This window comes from Nocardia carnea, from assembly GCF_029868855.1.
In the GTDB taxonomy this organism is placed as follows: Bacteria; Actinomycetota; Actinomycetes; order Mycobacteriales; family Mycobacteriaceae; genus Nocardia; species Nocardia carnea_A.
In genome coordinates this window covers 1-17,627 of record NZ_JARWOV010000136.1, presented here as the reverse complement: position 1 = coordinate 17,627, position 17,627 = coordinate 1, and the positions used below count along the sequence as shown (strand labels likewise).

Here is a 17,627-nt window from a genome sequence, read left to right as displayed (position 1 = left end):
TCCTTCGAAGCCGGTGCGTGCGATCCGCGGAGGCCGCAGCGCAGGTATCGCGTCATCGGTGCTCCTCCAGCAGTTCACGAAGTTCGTCGGGGGCTTGGGCTCGTTCAGCGGTACGCCGCGACATCGCCCGATACCCGGCAGCCACCTGTGGATCGGCCGCGGTCAAGGCCTCGAGATGCGCGGCGACGGCGGCGGTATCCCCGCGGGCCACCGGGCCGGTCAGCGCGGCCTGGCCGCGGCGCAGCGCATTGTCGAGCGCCGCCGAGGCCAACGGCGCGAGCAGCCGTTCGGGCAGGCCGTTGGGCTGGTCGTCGATGGTCTGCTGGCCGAGCAGCCCAGGACCGGCCAGTGCTTCGCGCAGGGCCTGCACGGCGTCGAGTACCAGGGTGACCAGGTGGTTGCTGCCGTGGGCCAGCGCGGCGTGATAGAGGGTGCGCTGTTCCTCGGCCACCCGAACCGGTTCCCCGCCCATCTCGATCACCAGCGACTGCGCGATGGCGTACCCGATCTCGTCCGCGGCGGTGATCCCGAAACAGGCGTTGGCCAGCCGGGACAAATCCTCGTCGTGGCCGGTGAAGGTCATCGCCGGATGGATTGCCAGCGGTCGCGCACCGGCCTCCTGCAGCGGCGCCAGGACCGCGATACCGTTCGCGCCCGACGTATGCGCCACGATCGTGCCCGGCCGCACCGTCCGCGCGCTCGCCAGTCCGCGCACCAAACCGGCCAGTTCGGCGTCCGGGACCGCCAAGATGAGCAGTTCGCTACGGGCGGCCACCTCCTCCACCGGGAGGATCCGGGATTCGGGCAGGCGGGTACGGGCCCGGTGCACCGAGGCATCGGAGATGGCGGCGACACCGAACACCACATGTCCGGCGCGTTCGAGCGCGGCACCGAGTGCGGATCCCACGCGTCCCGCCGAAACGATTCCTACCGTCAGGCGTGCGGGCGCCGGATCACCACTCGCGGCCGGATTACCAGGAGTCACGCGTGGCGAGGTCAACAGTGTCCTCTCGAAAAGTCGTTCCAGTCCCGCGCTGCGGGTACCGGACGTTACGCATCGAGGATAGGTCTCGTGTCCGCCGATGCGCCATGGGCGCACCGGGTGATCTGCACCGCACTTCAGGAGCTGCGCTGCTCTTCTTCCCGGCGCAGGTTCGCCATGATCTCGGCCACCGACAACCTGCGCGAACCGGCCGGGTCGGCCTGGGTGCGGCGGCGGCGGGAATTGACCGACCGCGGGGACAGCTTGCCCGGGGCACGGGTGTTCTGCCGGGCTTTCGCCGGCGCGGGTGACTTGGACGGTTCGGGCTCGGGGGCGGCAAGGCGGGGCGGTGCGGGCGGGCCGTGGACCGGCTCGGGCCTGGGCGGGACCTGTTCGAATTCGACGGGATACGGCGGACCGGGACTCTCGTCACCGGGTACTCCCAGGGCGTCGTGGACCTCGGTGAACGCATCGGCCCAGCTCGGACCCTCGAGCTCCGGCCCCGCTCCGCTCGGCGCCGGTTCATCGTCGAGGCGCACGATCGCCGTTTCGGCCGTGATGGGGGCATCGTCGGGGCCGGCGAACCGGGGCCGGCCGGGATGATCGCTTTCGTAGACCGGGGTGACCGGGTTGCGTTCCCCGGTGTCGGCGCTCGATTCCGCTGCTTCCCCGGCGTCGGCCCAGCCGTCCGCCGCATGCGACCAGCTCGCCGCGGCGTTGGCCCAGGCGTCGACCGCGCGGCGCTCGCCTTCTTCGGGGAGCGGCCAGGCCGGCACGAACCCGGCCCGGTCCTGCGCGCTGGGTAGCTCCTGGATGCGGAAGGACGCGGCCCGCAGCGCGGGACGCTCCGGCGGAAGCTCGCCGTCGAAGAGCCGTTCGAGCTGGCGGCGCAACACCGCGAGCTCGGCCCGCAGCGCGGCCATCTCGGCCGCGTCGGTGCCCACCTCCGCACGCACCCGCGCCTCGACTCCGAGATCGTGTTCGCGGCGCGCATGGATCTCGCGCTCCAGTTCCCGTTCATAGGCGCGGCGCAGATCCCGGACCTTGACCTGATACCGGCTCACCGCCCACGCCCCCAGTACCGCCGCCCACAGGGCAACCACCAGCCCCACCCGGATGAGCTGCAGGCTATCGCTGAGTACCAGAAAAACACTGGCCACCACCCCGAGCAGCACCAGGCCGCCGAGGAACAGTTTGCCCACATCTTCCCGGCTGCGCACGGAAGAACTACTGCGGGACGGTGACACCATGCCCGCAAGAGTAATCGGGAAAGCCGGACGCGCCCAGGTCAGAATGGGCGTGATCCATCACGAAGAGGTCTAGGATGGCGCGGGCTCGTCGGTGGGGTCGTCCGGGGCCCGGCAGCAATGTTCCAGCCACAGTGCCGCGACGGCCAGCGCGATACCCGCACCGCAGCCGATCAGGGCGCCCGGATAGTCCGCGTCGGCGGCCCGGAGATCGCCACGCTGCGGGAAAATCCAGAGCAGGAACCCCAGCCAAACGCCGGCCACCAGCGAACCCACCTGCGCGGACGCCTTCGCCAGCGCCAAGGCGCGAGCCACCGTGATCGGATGCAGCTGGCGCTGGTCGGCACCGATCTGGCTGTTGCTCACCCGGGTGCGGATATAGAAGCCGAGCGCCGCCTCGAGGGCAGCGACCGGGTACAGGGACGCCCCCGCGATGGTGGAGATCGGCGGGAAACTCCCGTAGGCGAGCCGGGTGGCCACCCAGGCGATAACGGCCGCGATCGCGATATTGGCCAGCAACTCCCGGATACGGGTGGGTTTCAGCTTCATATCGCCGTCGTCCCCGCCGTTGCCGCGGGTGTTCTTATCGCTGCCCCCGAAGGTCATGGTGCGGCTCCCGCGGCGGAGGTCAGGGTGAAGTCGGTGCGGCGAACCCCCGCGACCTCGCCCGCGTCCAGCTTCGACAGCAGATCCCGCACCCGGTATCCGGTATCCGCGACGTCCAGCACGGCCTCGGGTTCAACGTCCAGCCACGGAACCAGAACGAAGGCGCGTTCGTGCGCCCGCGGATGCGGCAGGGTCAGGTCGGGGTCGGTGCTGCGGCAGGGTCGCAATTCCCCGGCCACAGTTTCGGCGCAGGTCACGATATCCACATCCAGGGTGCGTGCACCCCAGCGCACCGTTCGCTTCCGGCCGGCTGCCTGTTCGAGCCGCTGCCCGTGCATCAGCCAGGCGCGGCAGTCGTATGCCGGATCCTCGACGACCAGTACGGCGTTGAGGAAATCGTCCTGTTCCACGCCGCCCCAGGGGGCGGTGCTGTACACCGGTGAGACCGCACGGACCCGTGCACCGAATCCGGCGACGACACCACGTAACAGCCCGAGCCGGTCTCCCATGTTCGAACCGATGGACAACACCGCACGCGTCATTCGGACCCCTGCCCCCGGCGGCCCGCGGTCACCACACGGACATCGGCGAAAGTATGCGGAATCGGCGCGCTCGGTTTGTGCAGTACGACCTCGGCATCGGCGACTCCGGGAACAGCGCGTACCCGGTCGGCGATTTCCGCGGCAACGGTCTCGATCAGGTTCCGCGGAGGTCCCTGAACGATCGTCACGGCAAGATCCGCGAGGGCGCCGTAGTCCACGGTTCGAGCGAGATCGTCGGTGTCGGCGGCCGCGGAGATATCGGTCCAGACGGTGAGATCGACGACGAACTCCTGCCCGTTCCGGCGTTCGTGCTCGAAAACACCGTGGTAGCCGAAAACCCGCAGGCCGCGCAGTTCGATCCGGTCCCCGGCCCGGGCGTTCACCGCGTATCTCCCTTCGCCACCGCGCGGCGCCAGGCGTCGGTTACCGCGATCGCGTCCTGCGAACCGCGTACATCGTGCACCCGGACCCCCCACGCACCGTGCCAGGCCGCCAGCGCCGAAATCGTTGCGGTGGCGGTTTCCCGCCCGGCAGGCGGCCGCGGACCGGCGTTATCGGCCAGCAGCGTACCCAGGAAACGTTTCCGCGAGGCCCCGATAAGCACCGGAAAGCCGTCCGCGACGAAACGATCCAGCGCGCTCAGCAACGCCCAATTGTGCTCGGCGTTCTTGGCGAAACCCAGACCGGGGTCGAGGACGATCCGGGCCGGGTCCACGCCCGCGGCAACCGCGTGGCGCACCTGGACCCCGAGTTCTGCCCGCACTTCGGCCACGACATCGTCGTAGTGGTCGGCCGGGCCGGTGTGCCGGTAATCGGCGGCAGCCCGCCAGTGCATGAGAATCCACGGAATATCGGCGGCGGCGACCACCTCGGCCATGGCGGGATCCGCCCGCCCGCCCGATACATCGTTGATCACCGAGACCCCCGCCGCGATGGACGCTTCCGCGACCGCGGCGCGCATGGTGTCGACGCTGGTGGGCACCCCGGCCGCGACCAGCCCGGTGATCACCGGGACCACCCGTTCGACCTCGGTTTCCGGATCGACCCGCACCGCTCCCGGCCGGGTCGATTCACCGCCCACGTCGACGATGTCGGCACCGGACTCGTAGAGCCGGACCCCGTGTTCGACGGCGCGGTCCGGGTCCAGATAGCGCCCGCCGTCGGAGAACGAATCGCTGGTGACGTTCACGATGCCCATCACCACACACGATCGCCCCGGCCGCGGCTGCACCCCCGGCCGGGGCACCACACCGGTCAGGGTGGGGGCGGCGGCAGAACGCTGATCGCTCACTTGCGCAGAATCAAGTCGAGGGCCTCGGAGCGCGAGGCCGAATTGGTCTGCAACAGTCCGCGGACCGCGGAGGTCGTGGTGCTGGCCCCGGGTTTACGGATCCCGCGCATGGCCATGCACAGATGTTCGGCCTCCACCACCACGATCGCGCCGCGCGGATCCAGTTTGCGCATCACCGCGTCGGCGATCTGACTGGTCAGCCGTTCCTGCACCTGGGGGCGCTTGGCGTACAGATCGACCAGCCGGGCCAGTTTCGACAATCCCGTCACCCGGCCGTGCGGTCCCGGGATATATCCGACGTGCGCGACACCGTGGAACGACACCAGATGGTGCTCACAGGTCGAATACATCGGGATATCGCGAACCAGCACCAGCTCTTGATGCTCTTCGTCGAAGGTGGTGTTCAGCACTGCGTCGGGTTCCACGTACAACCCGGCGAACATTTCCCGGTAGGCCCGCGCGACCCGCGCGGGCGTATCCACCAGCCCCGGCCGGTCGGGGTTTTCGCCCACCGCGAGCAGCAACTCCCGGACCGCGGCCTCGGCACGCTGCTGATCGAACTGCTTTCCGGTATGCCGGGCGATCAGCTCCGGCACCGGACCGCCGGTCTCGCCCAGTTCGGCGGGGATACCGGTCGTATGGCCGTTGGTCTGCTGATTGGCCGACATTCGAGGACACCTCCACAATCCGGGCGCGGCAGTAATGACCGGGCGCCGATCCCGTCCGAGCGTAATCGGCGCCTGTCTACTGCCGACCGTTCGGGCTGTCCCAGGAGTGCGTACCGCCACGGCCGGACTCCTCGCCGGAACCGTAACCGGGATCGCCCTGGCCGCGGTCGTACGGCGGCGTGGAGCCTTCGCCGCGGTGTGCGCCGGAGTTCGGGTCCGGATGCGCAGGGCGCGGTTGGTCGGGCGCCGGGCCGCCGTAGCCGCGGTCGGCCGGCGGCGACTGCGGCTGTTCCCGCGGCGGCCAGCCCGGGGCCGACCAGCCGGCGGGAGCACCGTAATCCGGACGCGACCCCTGCGTGGCACCACGCGGATAGACGGGTGCGGGCTGCTGCGGAGCGGGGTAACCGGTCGGCGGCTGCCCATATCCGGGCTGTGCGACGGGTGCACCCGGGTAGCCCGCGGGCTGCGGCAGGCCACCCGTGCCCGCGGAATCCCCGGGGGCGATACCCGCGGGCACCTTCGGTTCCGGCGGCCAGGGCTCACCGCGTTCGGCCGCGAGTTCGCCCGGTGTCTTCACCGGCGGTTTGTCCGACGGCACCCGATCACCGAAGTCGTTGAACGCGGTGATGCGCGGTCGCTTCTGCACCGCGCTCAGGATGACTTCCAGATCCTTGCGGTGCAGGGTTTCGCGCTCCAGGAGGGCGGTGGCCAACTCGTCGAGCACATCGCGGTATTCGCTGAGGATCGACCAGGCCTCGGTATGCGCGGCCTCGATGAGATTGCGGACCTCCTCGTCGATCGCGCCCGCGACCTCGTGCGAATAGTCCGAGGCGGTGCCCATGGACCGGCCGAGGAACGGGTCGCCCTGCTCCTGGCCGTAGCGGACGGCGCCGAGGCGCGCGCTCATACCGTATTCGGTGACCATCGCCCGCGAGATCTTGGTTGCCTGGTCGATATCGGAGGACGCACCCGTGGTGGGCTCGTGGAACACCAGTTCCTCGGCCGCGCGACCACCCATGGCCATGACCAGCCGGGCGATCATCTCGGACCGGGTCATCAGGCCCTTGTCGTCCTCCGGCACGGTCATCGCGTGACCACCGGTCCGGCCGCGGGCCAGAATCGTCACCTTGTAGACCGGCTCGATATCGGGCATAGCCCACGCCGCCAGGGCGTGACCGCCTTCGTGGTAGGCGGTGATCTTCTTCTCGTGTTCGCTGATGATCCGGCTCTTGCGGCGCGGTCCGCCGATCACCCGGTCGACCGATTCCTCGAGCGCGTCGCCGGTGATCGTGGCGCCGTTCTCGCGGGCGGTGAGCAGCGCGGCTTCGTTGATGACGTTCGCGAGATCGGCACCGGACATACCGACGGTGCGCTTGGCCAGGCCGTCGAGATCGGCTTCCGGCGCGATCGGCTTGCCTTGGGAATGCACCCGCAGGATCGCCCGGCGGCCGGCCAGGTCGGGGTTGCTGACCGGGATCTGCCGGTCGAATCGGCCCGGGCGCAGCAGTGCGGGGTCCAGGATATCGGGACGGTTGGTGGCGGCGATCAGGATGATTCCGGTGCGGTCGCCGAAACCGTCCATCTCGACCAGCAGTTGGTTGAGGGTCTGCTCACGTTCGTCGTGCCCGCCACCGAGTCCGGCGCCGCGCTGGCGGCCGACCGCGTCGATCTCGTCGACGAAGATGATGCAGGGGCTGTTCTGTTTGGCCTGCTCGAACAGGTCGCGCACGCGGGAAGCGCCGACACCGACGAACATCTCCACGAAATCCGAGCCGGAGATGGTGAAGAAGGGCACCCCGGCTTCGCCGGCGACGGCCCGCGCGAGCAGGGTCTTACCCGTCCCGGGCGGACCGTAGAGCAGTACGCCCTTCGGGATCTTGGCGCCCAGCGCCTGGTAGCGCACCGGATTCTGCAGGAAGTCCTTGATCTCGTAGAGCTCCTCGACCGCTTCGTCGGCGCCGGCGACATCGGCGAAAGTGGTCTTGGGCATATCCTTCGACAGCTGTTTCGCTTTGGATTTACCGAAGCCCATCATGCCGCCGCGGCCACCGCCCTGCATCCGCGACATCACGAAGATGAACAGGCCGAGCAGGATCACCATCGGCAGCACGAACAGCAGGATCTGGGTGAGCCAGCTCTCCTGTTTGACGACCGTGTTGTACGGCGCGCCGGAATTCTGCACGGCCTGGAATACCTGCGAGGAGGTGTCACTACCGCCGGGATATTTGGCGATGATCTTGTTCTGGCCCTCGGTGGCCTCGTTCCCGTTCTTCAGCTCGATCCGCAACTGTTGTTCGCGATCATCGATCTGAACGTGGGTGACGTTCGCCTTGTCGTTCAGCTGGTTGAGGGCCACCGACGTATCGACGCTCTGCCAGCCGCGGGTGTCGTTGCCGAAGTAACTGAACAGATAGATCACGAGCAGAATGCCCGCGATTATCGCCAGGGTGCGAAACACTGTCTTGCGGTTCATAGAGCGTCGGCCGGGCGGCCAGTCCTTTCAGGCGTCTCCGCGTTTTGCCTAGCGATGCGTCGGTCTCGAGCGGCGCAACCCACATCCGCGCACCGCCCGGTGGGCGGATTCGGATGCGGACATGCCACGTTACCGCGTACGGTCTACTCGATACATCGCGCTTCCTGACTTATCGCAAGCAAGGAGTTCGGCTGGTGATGCAGTTCAACAGGTAAACGGCCGGAAAACCACGGTGGTTCCCGGCGTCGTGGTCTGTGATATCTCGTAGTGATCACAATCATGGCACGCCCGACCGATGATGATCGACGTACGACCCGAGCGCAGGGGGTATGGACATAGTCGAGTTACGGACACCCACAGCAATAGTTCGGCACGGTGCAGGACGTTTGGTAGTCCTTCGCCCCGAAGCCGACGGAGATACCGAGACCGATGGCGAGCGCGTGCTCGATGTGGCGGTCACCGACCTGCTGGAGGTGCGGCTCAGCCGGCGCGCCGACGATGCGGTGGTCATCGAGATCTACCTGCGTTATCCGACCCCGGTACTGGTCGGAGTGCCCGCCGACCGGACACCGCTGCCGGTGCTGATCGCCGAGCACGATGTACCCGCCGCCGCCGGGATCGTCTCGCGGATCAACGACCAGATCCTGGCCGCGCAGCGCATCGATATCTCCGCCCCGGCACTGAATCCGCCGGCCCCCGAGGTCACGGAGCGGGGCCCCGTCCGCGCGGACGTCGACCGGGCCGTGGGGCGGATGTCGGTCACCGGGCGCGGCGAAGCAGCCCTGCACGATCTGCACAGCCTCGTCGACGGTGACGAGTACGTGCTCGAGACCGCGTATGTCATCGCCCACCCACCGGTCGGCGGCGACGACCCATGCCTGCTCACGGTCACCACGAAACGCCTGCTCCTGGCGTCGCTGAGCACGGACGAGCCCTACGCCCACGATCTGCCGATCCCGATGATCATGATGGCGCGGGCCACGGAGGAACCCGGTTCGATGGCAGGCGGCCTGCGTGATGCGGACCGTCGTCCCGTCATCGAGGTGCGCGACGGCAACACGACGACGTGCTTCACCGGGCTGGATCGGGCCGATACCGAGCGGATGACCTACGCCATCAATTTCGCCGTCCGGTTGGTCGCTCTGGACGGTTCGGCGGGACCGGCCGATCCGAGCGTCGCGCAGCTGTACTCCGAATGGGAACTGCTGGTCGAACGGCACTCGCTGGGAATGGTCGACGACACCCAGTTCCAGCGCTACGGCCGCGGCATCCTGCGTTCCCTGCCGGGCATCTGACCGGCTCGGCCCGGCGAGAAGGGCAGGGGTCGAGTCCCCTGGACATCCTTCTCGACGGGCCGGGCAGGTCGGCGCGGTCAGGGCGCGCCCGTGAGACGACGGCGGGTGCGTTCGGGAGCCCACTCCGGTAGTTCGCCCACCAATTCGGCGAGCGAAGTCGCGGCCAAGCTACTCCGCCATGCCTCGTGCGCCTCGGCCATCTTCACCGCCAGGAGACAGGGTTCGCGGCACTGCTCTGCCGGCAGGGCACCCCGGCCCTGCTGCCGGATCTCCCGGCATTCATAAGGCGACGCGCCACCGTCGATCGCTTCCACGATCTGCAGCAGCGTGATCTCCGACGCGGGCCGGGCCAGGCGGAAGCCCCCGCGCGGGCCGGTTGTCGCGTTCAGCAGGCCGGCCCTGACCAAGCTCTGTAGCTGTTTGGCCAGGTAGGGCGCCGGCAGATCGAAGTATTGCGCAAGCTGGGCGGCCGAGGCAGTCACTCCCGTTTCGAGCTGTGCCAGCGAGGTCGCGCAGTGCAGCAGCCATTCCGTACTCACCGGCAGTTTCATATCGGCGATTCTATCCAAGACATTGCGGATCTATTTAGTCCGAGATATCTTGGCGAAACACTCATGCCCAGGAAGGGACACTCCATGACCTCACGATTCGCCGTTGCGGGAGCCACCGGAAACATCGGGTCACTGACCGTGGCCGCACTGCGGGAAGCCGGCCACGAGGTCGTGCCGATCAGCCGCGCACTCGGGGTGGACCTGTTGCGCGGCGAAGGGCTCGATGCCGCGTTGACCGGCGTGAACGCCGTCATAGATACGACCAACTGCACGGCCACCGACCGGGATGAAGCCGTCGCCTGGTTCGGCACCGCGACGCAGAATCTGCTCGCCGCCGAGGAACGCGCCGGAGTGGGCCACCACGTACTGCTCTCGATCGTCGGGGTGGACCGGGTGGCGGGCAACGCGCACTATGCCGGGAAACGCGAACAAGAACGACTGGTCACCGAGGGCCGGGTGCCGTGGACGATCGTCCGCGCCACGCAGTTCCACGATTTCGCAGCCATGGTGAGCGGGTGGACCGAACAGGACGGTGTCGCCACCATCGCCCCGCTGCTCGTACAGCCGATCGCCCCCGGCGATGTGGCCGGCATATTGGCCGAGACGGCGGCGGGCGCACCACAGGGCCGGTACATCGAGATCGCCGGACCCGGAACCCAGGACCTCGTCGATATGGCCCGGCGCACCAACCACGCCCGCGGGCACGCCGTCGACCTCGTACCGACGTGGGCCTCGATCTTCGGTCCCGAGATGGCCGGGAACGTACTGTTGCCGGGCGAAAACGCGCGCCTCGCCCCGACCACCTTCGAGGAATGGCTGGCCGATCAGGCCTGAAGGCCCGGAGCCCGGCGTACTACCGGACTACACCAGGTCTATACGACGCCAAGGGCTGGTAGGGCGTAGCCATAGTCGTAGCAATTCGAGGCGGCGGTCCACCCCGCCGTCCTTGAGCTCGGCCAGGTCTTCACAGGCCTGCCAGTAGGTCCAGCCGGTGAGATAGGCGTCGCCGAACTGGCGCCAGTTGCGGTATTTGCGCTGGGCCAGCGGGAGCGCGCGGGCGAGATAATCCCAGGCGACATCCGCTTCGATATAGCCGGCCGTATAGGCCATCCGGGCAACCGCGACCACCCGCGCCAGATCCCAGGCGTGGATATCGGCGGGCAAGGGCCGGGACAGGTGATCGGTGAATCCGATTTTGATCGCTTGGGACCAGATGTCGTAGTCGCGGACCAGGGCCTCGGAATTGTCGATACCGCGGAACGAGGCGACCTGCCGGAGGAAAGCACGGTGCCGGTCGGCGCGCTCACCGAAGCGGTCCCGTTCGCTGGCGTTCAGCGATGCGGTCACCAGCGGGTGGACCAGGGCGTAGAGCGGAGCGTGCATACCTTCGAGGAGTTGCTCCATCGAGGCCCGGGCCTCGGTACCGTCGGTGATTCCCCAGGCTCCGGTGAGGGTGTCGATGGCCAGTTCGCGCCGGTCACCCAGCGGATGGTCGCGTTCGGGGCCGAGCAGCAGCGCGTCGTGGAAAGCGTCCCAGCGCGCCGAGTAGAAGGCGCCCAGCGACAATGCCCGCAGGCGGTCATCGTCGATCTGCGCGCCGGACCAATGGTCTTCCTCGCGCTTGTCGAGCTCCGGATAGGGGAAGGGGGTCGGCGTGGGCAATCCGGCAGCAGCCATACCGTGAGTGTAGGACGCTCGTCCGACGCCGGTCCGGTCAATGTGTTTTCACATTTCCGGCTTGTCCTGTCATGGCGCTGGTTCCGGCGCTAATGTGCATTCATGTGTAGAAATATCACCGTCTTGCGAGGTCTGGAACCCGCCGCCACCGAGGAGGAGATCTACGCCGCCGCACTGCAGTATGTGCGCAAGGTCGGTGGCCTGTCCGGGCTGAGTTCGGCGACGAAACCCGCGGTGGACAAGGCAGTGGCCGCGGTGGCCGAGGCGACCACCGCCCTGTTGACGGAGTTACCCGACCGGCGAGTCCCACCCGCCACCGAACCGCCACTGCGCCGGCTGGCTCGGGAAAATCTGTAACCACTCACTATCGGGACGCCGCGACCGGGCGCGGTGACCCCGGACATGCTGCCCACATCTGTGAGATGCTGAGGCAGTTACCGATGAATTGTGTCACGATCGGTGCCGTGCGCTGATCTACTGTGATCGGCCACCAGCGGTTCAGCACGACGCAGTGGGAGAACAGCAGTGACCAATACCGAATCGGAACGACCCGATACCGAGCCCGCGACGAGCCGGCCCCCGGACGCGGATATCCGGGTCCTCAACCCCGCGACCGGCGAAACAGTCGGCAGCGTTCCCGACACTCCGGCCGAGCAGGTCGCCGCGCGGATCGCCGAACTACGCGAGCACCAGCGCGAATGGGCTGCCATCGGCGCGAACGGGCGCAAAGAGTGGCTGTTGAAGCTGCAGGACTGGATTATCGACAACACCGAGTCGCTCGCCGATGTGCTCCAATCCGAAACCGGCAAGCCCCGGGTGGACGCCCTCATCGATCCGATCTTCGGCAGCGATCTGATCGGCTACTACGCGCGACGCGCACCCAAATTCCTGGCCGATGAGCATCCTTCCCCGCACAGCCCGCTCGCCCGGGTGAAACGGCTGACCACGGTATTCGAACCGTATCCGGTCGTCGGGGTGATCACGCCGTGGAATTTCCCGCTGGCCATGCCGATCCTCGATGTGATCCCGGCGCTGGCGGCCGGGGCCGCAGTGATCTTGAAACCGTCCGAGGTCACCCCGCTGTCGGCCCTCGAACTTGCCCGTGGCTGGTCCGAGGTCGGCGCACCCCCGGTGTTCTCCGTCGTCACCGGAGCGGGCGCGACCGGCGCGGCGGTGGTGGACAACGCCGACTACATCCAGTTCACCGGCTCCAGCGCCACCGGCCGCCGGATCGCCGCCGCCTGCGCCGCCCGCATGATTCCCTACAGCCTGGAGCTGGGCGGTAAGGATCCGGCGATCGTGCTCGCCGACGCCGATCTCGATCGCGCCGCGCACGGTATCGCGTTCGGCGGCATGTTCAATTCCGGCCAGGTCTGCATATCGGTGGAACGGGTCTACGTCGAGGCGCCGGTCTACGACGAATTCGTCGTCAAACTGACTGCGAACGTCAAATCCCTGCGCCAGGGTCGCGACGATCGCATCCCGCGCAATGATGTCGGCGCGATGGCGAACGAAAGCCAGGTGGCTATCGTGTCCCGCCATGTCGAGGAAGCAGTCGCCGCGGGCGCGAGAATCCTGACCGGCGGTAAACGGACCGGCGAGGGCACGTTCTTCGAACCGACGGTCCTGGTCGATGTCGACCACAGCATGTCCTGCATCACCGAGGAGACCTTCGGGCCGACCCTGCCGGTGATGAAGGTGGCCGACGAGGCCGAGGCCATCCGGCTGGCCAACGATTCGGTCTACGGTCTGTCCGCCTCGGTGTGGACCGGTGACAAGGCCCGGGGTGAACGGGTCGCACGTGCGTTGAACGCCGGCGCAGTCAACATCAACGATATTTTCGCGAATCTGTTCAACTTCGCACTGCCGATGGGCGGCTGGGGAGATTCCGGTGTCGGCGCCCGCTGGGGCGGCGCCCAGGGGGTGCGCAAATACTGCAAGGCCAAGGCGATCACCACGCCGCTGCTGCCGACACAGGAACGCGAACTGACCTGGATGCCCTACGACCTGAACAAGATCCTGATCGGACTGGGCGCCATGCGCGCGGCCGGTGCGCGCGGTATGCGCCGGATCGACCTTCCCGCCCTGCTCCGCCTCAAGGGGGACAAATGACCAGGAGTGATTCCATCCGCGGCAAGGTTGTCGTGATCACGGGCGGCGCACGCGGGATCGGCCTGGCCACCGCCGTGGCGCTGGCGAAACTGGGCGCGAAGATCGCGATCGGCGATATCGACGAGAAAACGGTCAAGGAATCGGGTACCGACTACGATTTCGACCACTACGGCCGGCTCGATGTCACCGATCAGGTGTCGTTCGAGACCTTCCTCGACGATGTGGAACGCGAGCTCGGTCCGATCGACGTTCTGATCAACAATGCGGGGATCATGCCCACCGGGCGGCTGGTCGACGAGTCCGATCAGATCACCCGCCGGATCCTGGACATCAACGTCTACGGCGTGATCCTCGGGTCGAAGATCGCGTTGGCCCGGATGCTCGGGCGCCGGCGCGGGCACATCATCAATATCGCCTCGCTGGCCGGCGAGACCCATATCCCGGGCCTGGCCACCTATAACGCCTCCAAGCATGCGGTATTGGGTTTCACCGATACCTTGCGCGAGGAGTACCGCGGTACCGGTGTCGAATTCTCCTCCGTACTGCCGACGCTGACCAGGACCGAACTCGGGTCCGGCGTCGCCGCGCCCAAAGGCCTGCCCGCCGCCGAACCGGAGGATATCGCCGCCGCGGTGGTCCGGCTCATCACCAAACCCAGGGCGAAGGCGCGGGTTACGCGAGCCGCGGGCGCCATGTCGGTTTTCGTGAACCTGCTGCCGCAGTCGGTGGGCGACGCGCTGGGTCGCTCGATGGGGTCGGCGCAGACCTTCCTCGACGATGTGGACACCGAGCAACGCAAGGCCTACGAGGAACGTATTCGCAACGACTGAGACGCCGATCTCCGATCGGCCGGGACGCGGCGCGGTCCGCCGGGTGACGGGCCGCGGCGCTGTCGTCCGCGCCATCCAACGCGCATCGAAACACTATTGTGATCAATATCACTTGACGTGCATAGTCAGGTAGAGGCCGCGCGAAATCCGTTTCCGCGGTCGGCACCACACAGTCCCGCGACTTCATCACCCGAGGTGGGCACCGCATATTCCATGAAGACCTCTACCACCGGAAACGCCCCAGCGTTTTACGTCGTATCGCCCGCGACCGCCACACAGACCGTGCGGCGCGAAACCGATGATGCACATCACCGTGACACCGAATAAGCTGTCACTAACAAACCTGCCGACTGTTTCGAGGCCACTATGCGGACCTTCCGAACAAATTAGGGCTGGAAATTCAGCAACGATTCTGATAGCAAGGTGCTATGGACCCGCATTTGCGCGATCTGCGGTATTTCGTCGCCGTCGCCGAGGAACTGCACTTCACCAACGCCGCTCAGCGGCTGCACATCGCTCAACCGACCCTGTCGCGTCAGATCCGGCAGCTGGAACGTCAGCTCGATGTGGTCCTGTTCGATCGCAACCAGCGCAGCGTCGCACTCACGGTTGCGGGTAAGGAACTGCTGGGCGGCGCCCGCAAGATCCTGGAACTCTGGGAGACCACCAACGGGTCGTTGCAGGAAGCGGGCGAAGTACTGCGCGTCGGCCTGCAATCGAACCTGGGCCGCGGCCTGCTCAGCGATCTGGAAAGCGCCAGCGGCCACCGGCTCGCGCTGCACCAGGCCTCCTGGACCGATCCGTCCAGCGGTCTGTCCGGCCGCCAGGCCGATCTGGCGCTGGTCTGGCTCCCGCTGCCCGACCCCAACCGTTACCGCTGGCAGGTACTGCGCACCGAGCGGCGCTGGGTCCTGCTCCCGGAGAACCATCCACGAGCCGGTCAAGAGATGATCGACTTCGCCGATCTGATCGACGAACCGTTCATCGCGCTACCCGCCGAAGCCGGCGCGGTCCGCGATTTCTGGCTCGGTAACGATGCCCGCAGCGGCCGCGCCGCGAAGATCGGTGCGGAAGCAGCCACCCCGGAAGACCGGCTGGAAGCCGTCGGACTGGGGCTGGGTCTTTGCATGCTGGCCGAGAACAACGTACCGATGTACCGCTGGCCCGGCCTCACCGCACGGCCCCTCACCGGGATCGCACCGTGCGAGCTCGCGGTGGCCTGGCGGGCCGACGACACCCGGCCGACCATTCTGGAATTCGGCCAGCGGGCCGTCGCCGGAGGTTTCGCGGAACCGCCCGCCATCCCCGCCTGATCTGTGTTTGTTTTGCGGCGCCTGCGGCGCCGCGGGGTTCGGCCCCTCAGGCGCCGCCGTCGGACACGTTCGGTCGGCGGGCTCGCTCCTGGCCCGACCTGTTCTGCGGGGCGCACCGGTGGTGTGTTCCTACCATTGGATGCGCCCCGCCCGTAGTCAGGTGTTCACTCGGCTTCGCCGCCGTAGACCCGCGGATGCAGGGTGCCGATATAGGGCAGGTCACGGTAGCGCTCGGCGTAGTCCAGGCCGTAGCCCACAACGAATTCGTTCGGGATGTCGAAGCCCACATTCGCCACCTCGACCTGGGTGCGCAACGCATCGGGTTTACGCAGCAGGGTCACCACCTCGAGCGAGGCCGGATTGCGGGTGGAGAGGTTGCGCATCAACCAGGACAACGTCAGACCCGAATCGATGATGTCCTCGACGATCAGCACATTGCGGCCGGCGATGTCCTTGTCCAGGTCCTTCATGATGCGCACGACGCCGGAGGACGAGGTCGACGAACCGTAGGACGAAACGGCCATGAACTCCAGCTGCGTCGGGATGGGCAGTGCCTTGGCAAGGTCGGTCATGAAGAAGATCGCGCCTTTGAGTACCCCCACCAGCAGCAGATCCCCCTCCGGGGCATCGGCCGGGTACCGCTTGGAGATCAGTTCGGCCAGCTCGCTGACCTTGGCCTCGATTTGTTCCTCGGTGATCAGGACCGAAGCGATATCGTCCCCGTACACGTCAGCTGGTTTCCCTTCGGTTTCGGCTCACCCGGTCGCGCGGGCAAGTGTCAGCCTGCCATGCTCACGGACGACGACCAACCTGGTCCCCCGCTCGCCACCACTCACCGCGACCCCGCCCTGCCCGTGCCAGTTCACCACAAGATCGTCCACCGCCCGCAGATGCGCTCCCGTCACCACTCGCACCCCGCAGGTCAGCAGCCAGGCCCGCACGGTCCGGCGCCGCACCGCCGCGGCGGCGTCGGCGAGTACCGCGCAGGACAGGCCCGGACCCGCGGATTCCGCCCGGACCAGCAGTTCGGCAGCGAATCCGTCGAGTGCGCTGTTGTCCTCGCGCAACAGTTCAGCGGTCCGGGCCAGCGCGACCGCCGCGCTACCGCCGAGCACATCCTCCAGCAGCGGCAGGACTTCCGTGCGCAGGCGGACGCGGGTGAACTCCGGGGACAGATTGTGTGGATCCTCATAGGGCGACAGGCCGAGGTCCGCGCAGAACTGACGGGTGGTCCCGCGCCGGACGTCCAGCAGCGGCCGGCCCCAGGGACTGTCGAAGGGCGCCATCCCCTGGATCGAGCGTGCCCCGGAACCGCGGCCGAGTCCGAGCAGCACGGTTTCGGCTTGATCGTCGAGCGTATGACCGAGCAGCACCGGCAGTTCGCCGCGCGCGTGTTCCAGCGCGCCGTAGCGGGCGGAGCGTGCGGCCGCCTCCATGCCACCGGGACCGTTCACCTCGACCGGCAGGACCCGCGCCGACCGGCAGCCCAGCGCTCGCGCGGTGGCCGCCGCCGTCGCCGCGACCTCGTCCGATCCGGCCTGCAACCGATGGTCCACGACCAGCGCATCCACCGCGGCCGCCTCGGCGACCGCCGCGGCCGTCAGGGCCAGCGAATCGGCCCCACCCGACAGGGCGACAGCCACGGTCGATTCTGCGGGCCGGAACCGCGCCAGCCAGTCCCGGACGGCATGCCGCAGGGCCAGCACCGCGGGTGTCTCGGGTAGCGCAGTCGACCGTGTCAGGGCCCTGTGGCACGGCGCCGTCTCCAACATCGCGGAATCTGGCTGGCCCGTAGACTCGTTCTTCACTCCTCCACTCCTCCGCTGGGTTGTCGGCGTCTGTGGCGCGGGTGGGGTGCCTATTGACAGGTGGTCTCGAAGTAGACCGTCCGTGAAGCGGCGGGCTGTAATTTCGGAGCCGCTCCGCGGCTCGAGGGTGGGGCCCTCGTGACCCCTGGTCTTCACTCCTCCGCTCCTCCGCTTCGCTCCCCCGCTCCGTCGCTCCAGACCAGGGGCGGGCCCCACCCAGAAAGGGCGATTT

18 protein-coding genes are annotated in these 17,627 nt (G+C 67.7%); 6 read left to right on the top strand and 12 right to left on the bottom strand.

Features of this window, described 5'->3' with window-relative positions; translation table 11 throughout:
• Positions 1 to 52: 52 nt before the first annotated feature.
• The 8 genes from QH195_RS13010 to ftsH form a co-directional block, all read right to left on the bottom strand.
• Complete coding sequence (locus QH195_RS13010) at positions 53 to 1,000, bottom strand: Rossmann-like and DUF2520 domain-containing protein (protein ID WP_280490365.1); 948 nt, start codon at positions 998 to 1,000, stop codon at positions 53 to 55.
• Between the two features lie 119 nt (positions 1,001 to 1,119).
• Positions 1,120 to 2,232 (bottom strand): DUF6779 domain-containing protein, encoded by a 1,113-nt coding sequence (locus QH195_RS13005; RefSeq protein WP_280435556.1) that lies wholly within the window; start codon positions 2,230 to 2,232, stop codon positions 1,120 to 1,122.
• Between the two features lie 69 nt (positions 2,233 to 2,301).
• Positions 2,302 to 2,778, bottom strand: a complete 477-nt coding sequence (locus tag QH195_RS13000) for a DUF3180 domain-containing protein (protein ID WP_280420737.1) — start codon at positions 2,776 to 2,778, stop codon at positions 2,302 to 2,304.
• 53 nt (positions 2,779 to 2,831) lie between these two features.
• Positions 2,832 to 3,377: a 2-amino-4-hydroxy-6-hydroxymethyldihydropteridine diphosphokinase gene (gene folK, locus QH195_RS12995; RefSeq protein WP_280435555.1), complete on the bottom strand. Its 546-nt coding sequence runs from the start codon at positions 3,375 to 3,377 to the stop codon at positions 2,832 to 2,834.
• Complete coding sequence (gene folB / locus QH195_RS12990; RefSeq protein ID WP_280420681.1) at positions 3,374 to 3,760, bottom strand: dihydroneopterin aldolase; 387 nt, start codon at positions 3,758 to 3,760, stop codon at positions 3,374 to 3,376. Before folB ends, folK begins: the two co-directional genes overlap by 4 nt.
• Positions 3,757 to 4,575 (bottom strand): dihydropteroate synthase, encoded by an 819-nt coding sequence (gene folP, locus QH195_RS12985; protein ID WP_280420738.1) that lies wholly within the window; start codon positions 4,573 to 4,575, stop codon positions 3,757 to 3,759. Before folP ends, folB begins: the two co-directional genes overlap by 4 nt.
• A gap of 89 nt (positions 4,576 to 4,664) precedes the next feature.
• Complete coding sequence (gene folE, locus QH195_RS12980) at positions 4,665 to 5,336, bottom strand: GTP cyclohydrolase I FolE (RefSeq protein WP_280420682.1); 672 nt, start codon at positions 5,334 to 5,336, stop codon at positions 4,665 to 4,667.
• Positions 5,337 to 5,412: 76 nt separating this feature from the next.
• Positions 5,413 to 7,809 (bottom strand): ATP-dependent zinc metalloprotease FtsH, encoded by a 2,397-nt coding sequence (gene ftsH / locus QH195_RS12975; RefSeq protein WP_280435554.1) that lies wholly within the window; start codon positions 7,807 to 7,809, stop codon positions 5,413 to 5,415.
• Between the two features lie 386 nt (positions 7,810 to 8,195).
• Here ftsH and QH195_RS12970 point away from each other — a divergent pair, with 386 nt between their 5' ends.
• Positions 8,196 to 9,104, top strand: coding sequence for a hypothetical protein (locus QH195_RS12970; protein WP_280420684.1), 909 nt, complete (start codon positions 8,196 to 8,198; stop codon positions 9,102 to 9,104).
• Between the two features lie 77 nt (positions 9,105 to 9,181).
• Here the strand turns inward: QH195_RS12970 and QH195_RS12965 are convergent, their stop codons facing one another.
• Complete coding sequence (locus QH195_RS12965) at positions 9,182 to 9,655, bottom strand: RrF2 family transcriptional regulator (protein ID WP_280420685.1); 474 nt, start codon at positions 9,653 to 9,655, stop codon at positions 9,182 to 9,184.
• 84 nt (positions 9,656 to 9,739) lie between these two features.
• Between QH195_RS12965 and QH195_RS12960 the strand changes: the two genes are divergently transcribed.
• Positions 9,740 to 10,489, top strand: coding sequence for an SDR family oxidoreductase (locus QH195_RS12960; RefSeq protein ID WP_280435553.1), 750 nt, complete (start codon positions 9,740 to 9,742; stop codon positions 10,487 to 10,489).
• Between the two features lie 27 nt (positions 10,490 to 10,516).
• Here QH195_RS12960 and QH195_RS12955 read toward each other — a convergent pair whose 3' ends face one another.
• Positions 10,517 to 11,332 (bottom strand): DUF1266 domain-containing protein, encoded by an 816-nt coding sequence (locus QH195_RS12955; protein WP_280420687.1) that lies wholly within the window; start codon positions 11,330 to 11,332, stop codon positions 10,517 to 10,519.
• Between the two features lie 102 nt (positions 11,333 to 11,434).
• Here QH195_RS12955 and QH195_RS12950 point away from each other — a divergent pair, with 102 nt between their 5' ends.
• The 4 genes from QH195_RS12950 to QH195_RS12935 all read left to right on the top strand — a co-directional run bounded on the left by QH195_RS12950 (position 11,435) and on the right by QH195_RS12935 (position 15,587).
• Complete coding sequence (locus tag QH195_RS12950) at positions 11,435 to 11,689, top strand: DUF2277 domain-containing protein (RefSeq protein ID WP_195055696.1); 255 nt, start codon at positions 11,435 to 11,437, stop codon at positions 11,687 to 11,689.
• Positions 11,690 to 11,857: 168 nt separating this feature from the next.
• Positions 11,858 to 13,444: an aldehyde dehydrogenase family protein gene (locus QH195_RS12945; protein ID WP_432278457.1), complete on the top strand. Its 1,587-nt coding sequence runs from the start codon at positions 11,858 to 11,860 to the stop codon at positions 13,442 to 13,444.
• Positions 13,441 to 14,274, top strand: coding sequence for an SDR family oxidoreductase (locus QH195_RS12940; RefSeq protein WP_280420688.1), 834 nt, complete (start codon positions 13,441 to 13,443; stop codon positions 14,272 to 14,274). The genes QH195_RS12945 and QH195_RS12940 overlap by 4 nt, the downstream gene beginning before the upstream one ends.
• 428 nt (positions 14,275 to 14,702) lie before the next feature.
• A complete protein-coding gene (locus QH195_RS12935; RefSeq protein WP_280420689.1) occupies positions 14,703 to 15,587 on the top strand; it encodes a LysR family transcriptional regulator in 885 nt (294 codons plus the stop codon).
• A 164-nt stretch (positions 15,588 to 15,751) separates the two neighbouring features.
• On the opposite strand, the gene hpt is transcribed toward QH195_RS12935, so the two are convergent.
• Positions 15,752 to 16,315, bottom strand: coding sequence for a hypoxanthine phosphoribosyltransferase (gene hpt, locus QH195_RS12930; RefSeq protein WP_280420690.1), 564 nt, complete (start codon positions 16,313 to 16,315; stop codon positions 15,752 to 15,754).
• A gap of 27 nt (positions 16,316 to 16,342) precedes the next feature.
• Positions 16,343 to 17,359, bottom strand: coding sequence for a tRNA lysidine(34) synthetase TilS (gene tilS / locus QH195_RS12925; RefSeq protein ID WP_280435564.1), 1,017 nt, complete (start codon positions 17,357 to 17,359; stop codon positions 16,343 to 16,345).
• Between the last annotated feature and the right edge of the window lie 268 nt (positions 17,360 to 17,627).

Bases quoted from the DNA above. Each gene is read 5' to 3' on its own strand.
- folE (WP_280420682.1), bottom strand. From the start codon at position 5,336: ATGTCGGCCAATCAGCAGACCAACGGCCATACGACCGGTATCCCCGCC.
- folP (WP_280420738.1), bottom strand. From the start codon at position 4,575: ATGGGCATCGTGAACGTCACCAGCGATTCGTTCTCCGACGGCGGGCGC.
- QH195_RS12960 (WP_280435553.1), top strand. From the start codon at position 9,740: ATGACCTCACGATTCGCCGTTGCGGGAGCCACCGGAAACATCGGGTCA.
- QH195_RS12955 (WP_280420687.1), bottom strand. From the start codon at position 11,332: ATGGCTGCTGCCGGATTGCCCACGCCGACCCCCTTCCCCTATCCGGAG.
- folK (WP_280435555.1), bottom strand. From the start codon at position 3,377: ATGACGCGTGCGGTGTTGTCCATCGGTTCGAACATGGGAGACCGGCTC.
- QH195_RS13005 (WP_280435556.1), bottom strand. From the start codon at position 2,232: ATGGTGTCACCGTCCCGCAGTAGTTCTTCCGTGCGCAGCCGGGAAGAT.
- QH195_RS13000 (WP_280420737.1), bottom strand. From the start codon at position 2,778: ATGAAGCTGAAACCCACCCGTATCCGGGAGTTGCTGGCCAATATCGCG.
- QH195_RS12965 (WP_280420685.1), bottom strand. From the start codon at position 9,655: ATGAAACTGCCGGTGAGTACGGAATGGCTGCTGCACTGCGCGACCTCG.
- tilS (WP_280435564.1), bottom strand. From the start codon at position 17,359: ATGTTGGAGACGGCGCCGTGCCACAGGGCCCTGACACGGTCGACTGCG.
- QH195_RS12935 (WP_280420689.1), top strand. From the start codon at position 14,703: ATGGACCCGCATTTGCGCGATCTGCGGTATTTCGTCGCCGTCGCCGAG.
- QH195_RS12950 (WP_195055696.1), top strand. From the start codon at position 11,435: ATGTGTAGAAATATCACCGTCTTGCGAGGTCTGGAACCCGCCGCCACC.
- ftsH (WP_280435554.1), bottom strand. From the start codon at position 7,809: ATGAACCGCAAGACAGTGTTTCGCACCCTGGCGATAATCGCGGGCATT.
- QH195_RS12940 (WP_280420688.1), top strand. From the start codon at position 13,441: ATGACCAGGAGTGATTCCATCCGCGGCAAGGTTGTCGTGATCACGGGC.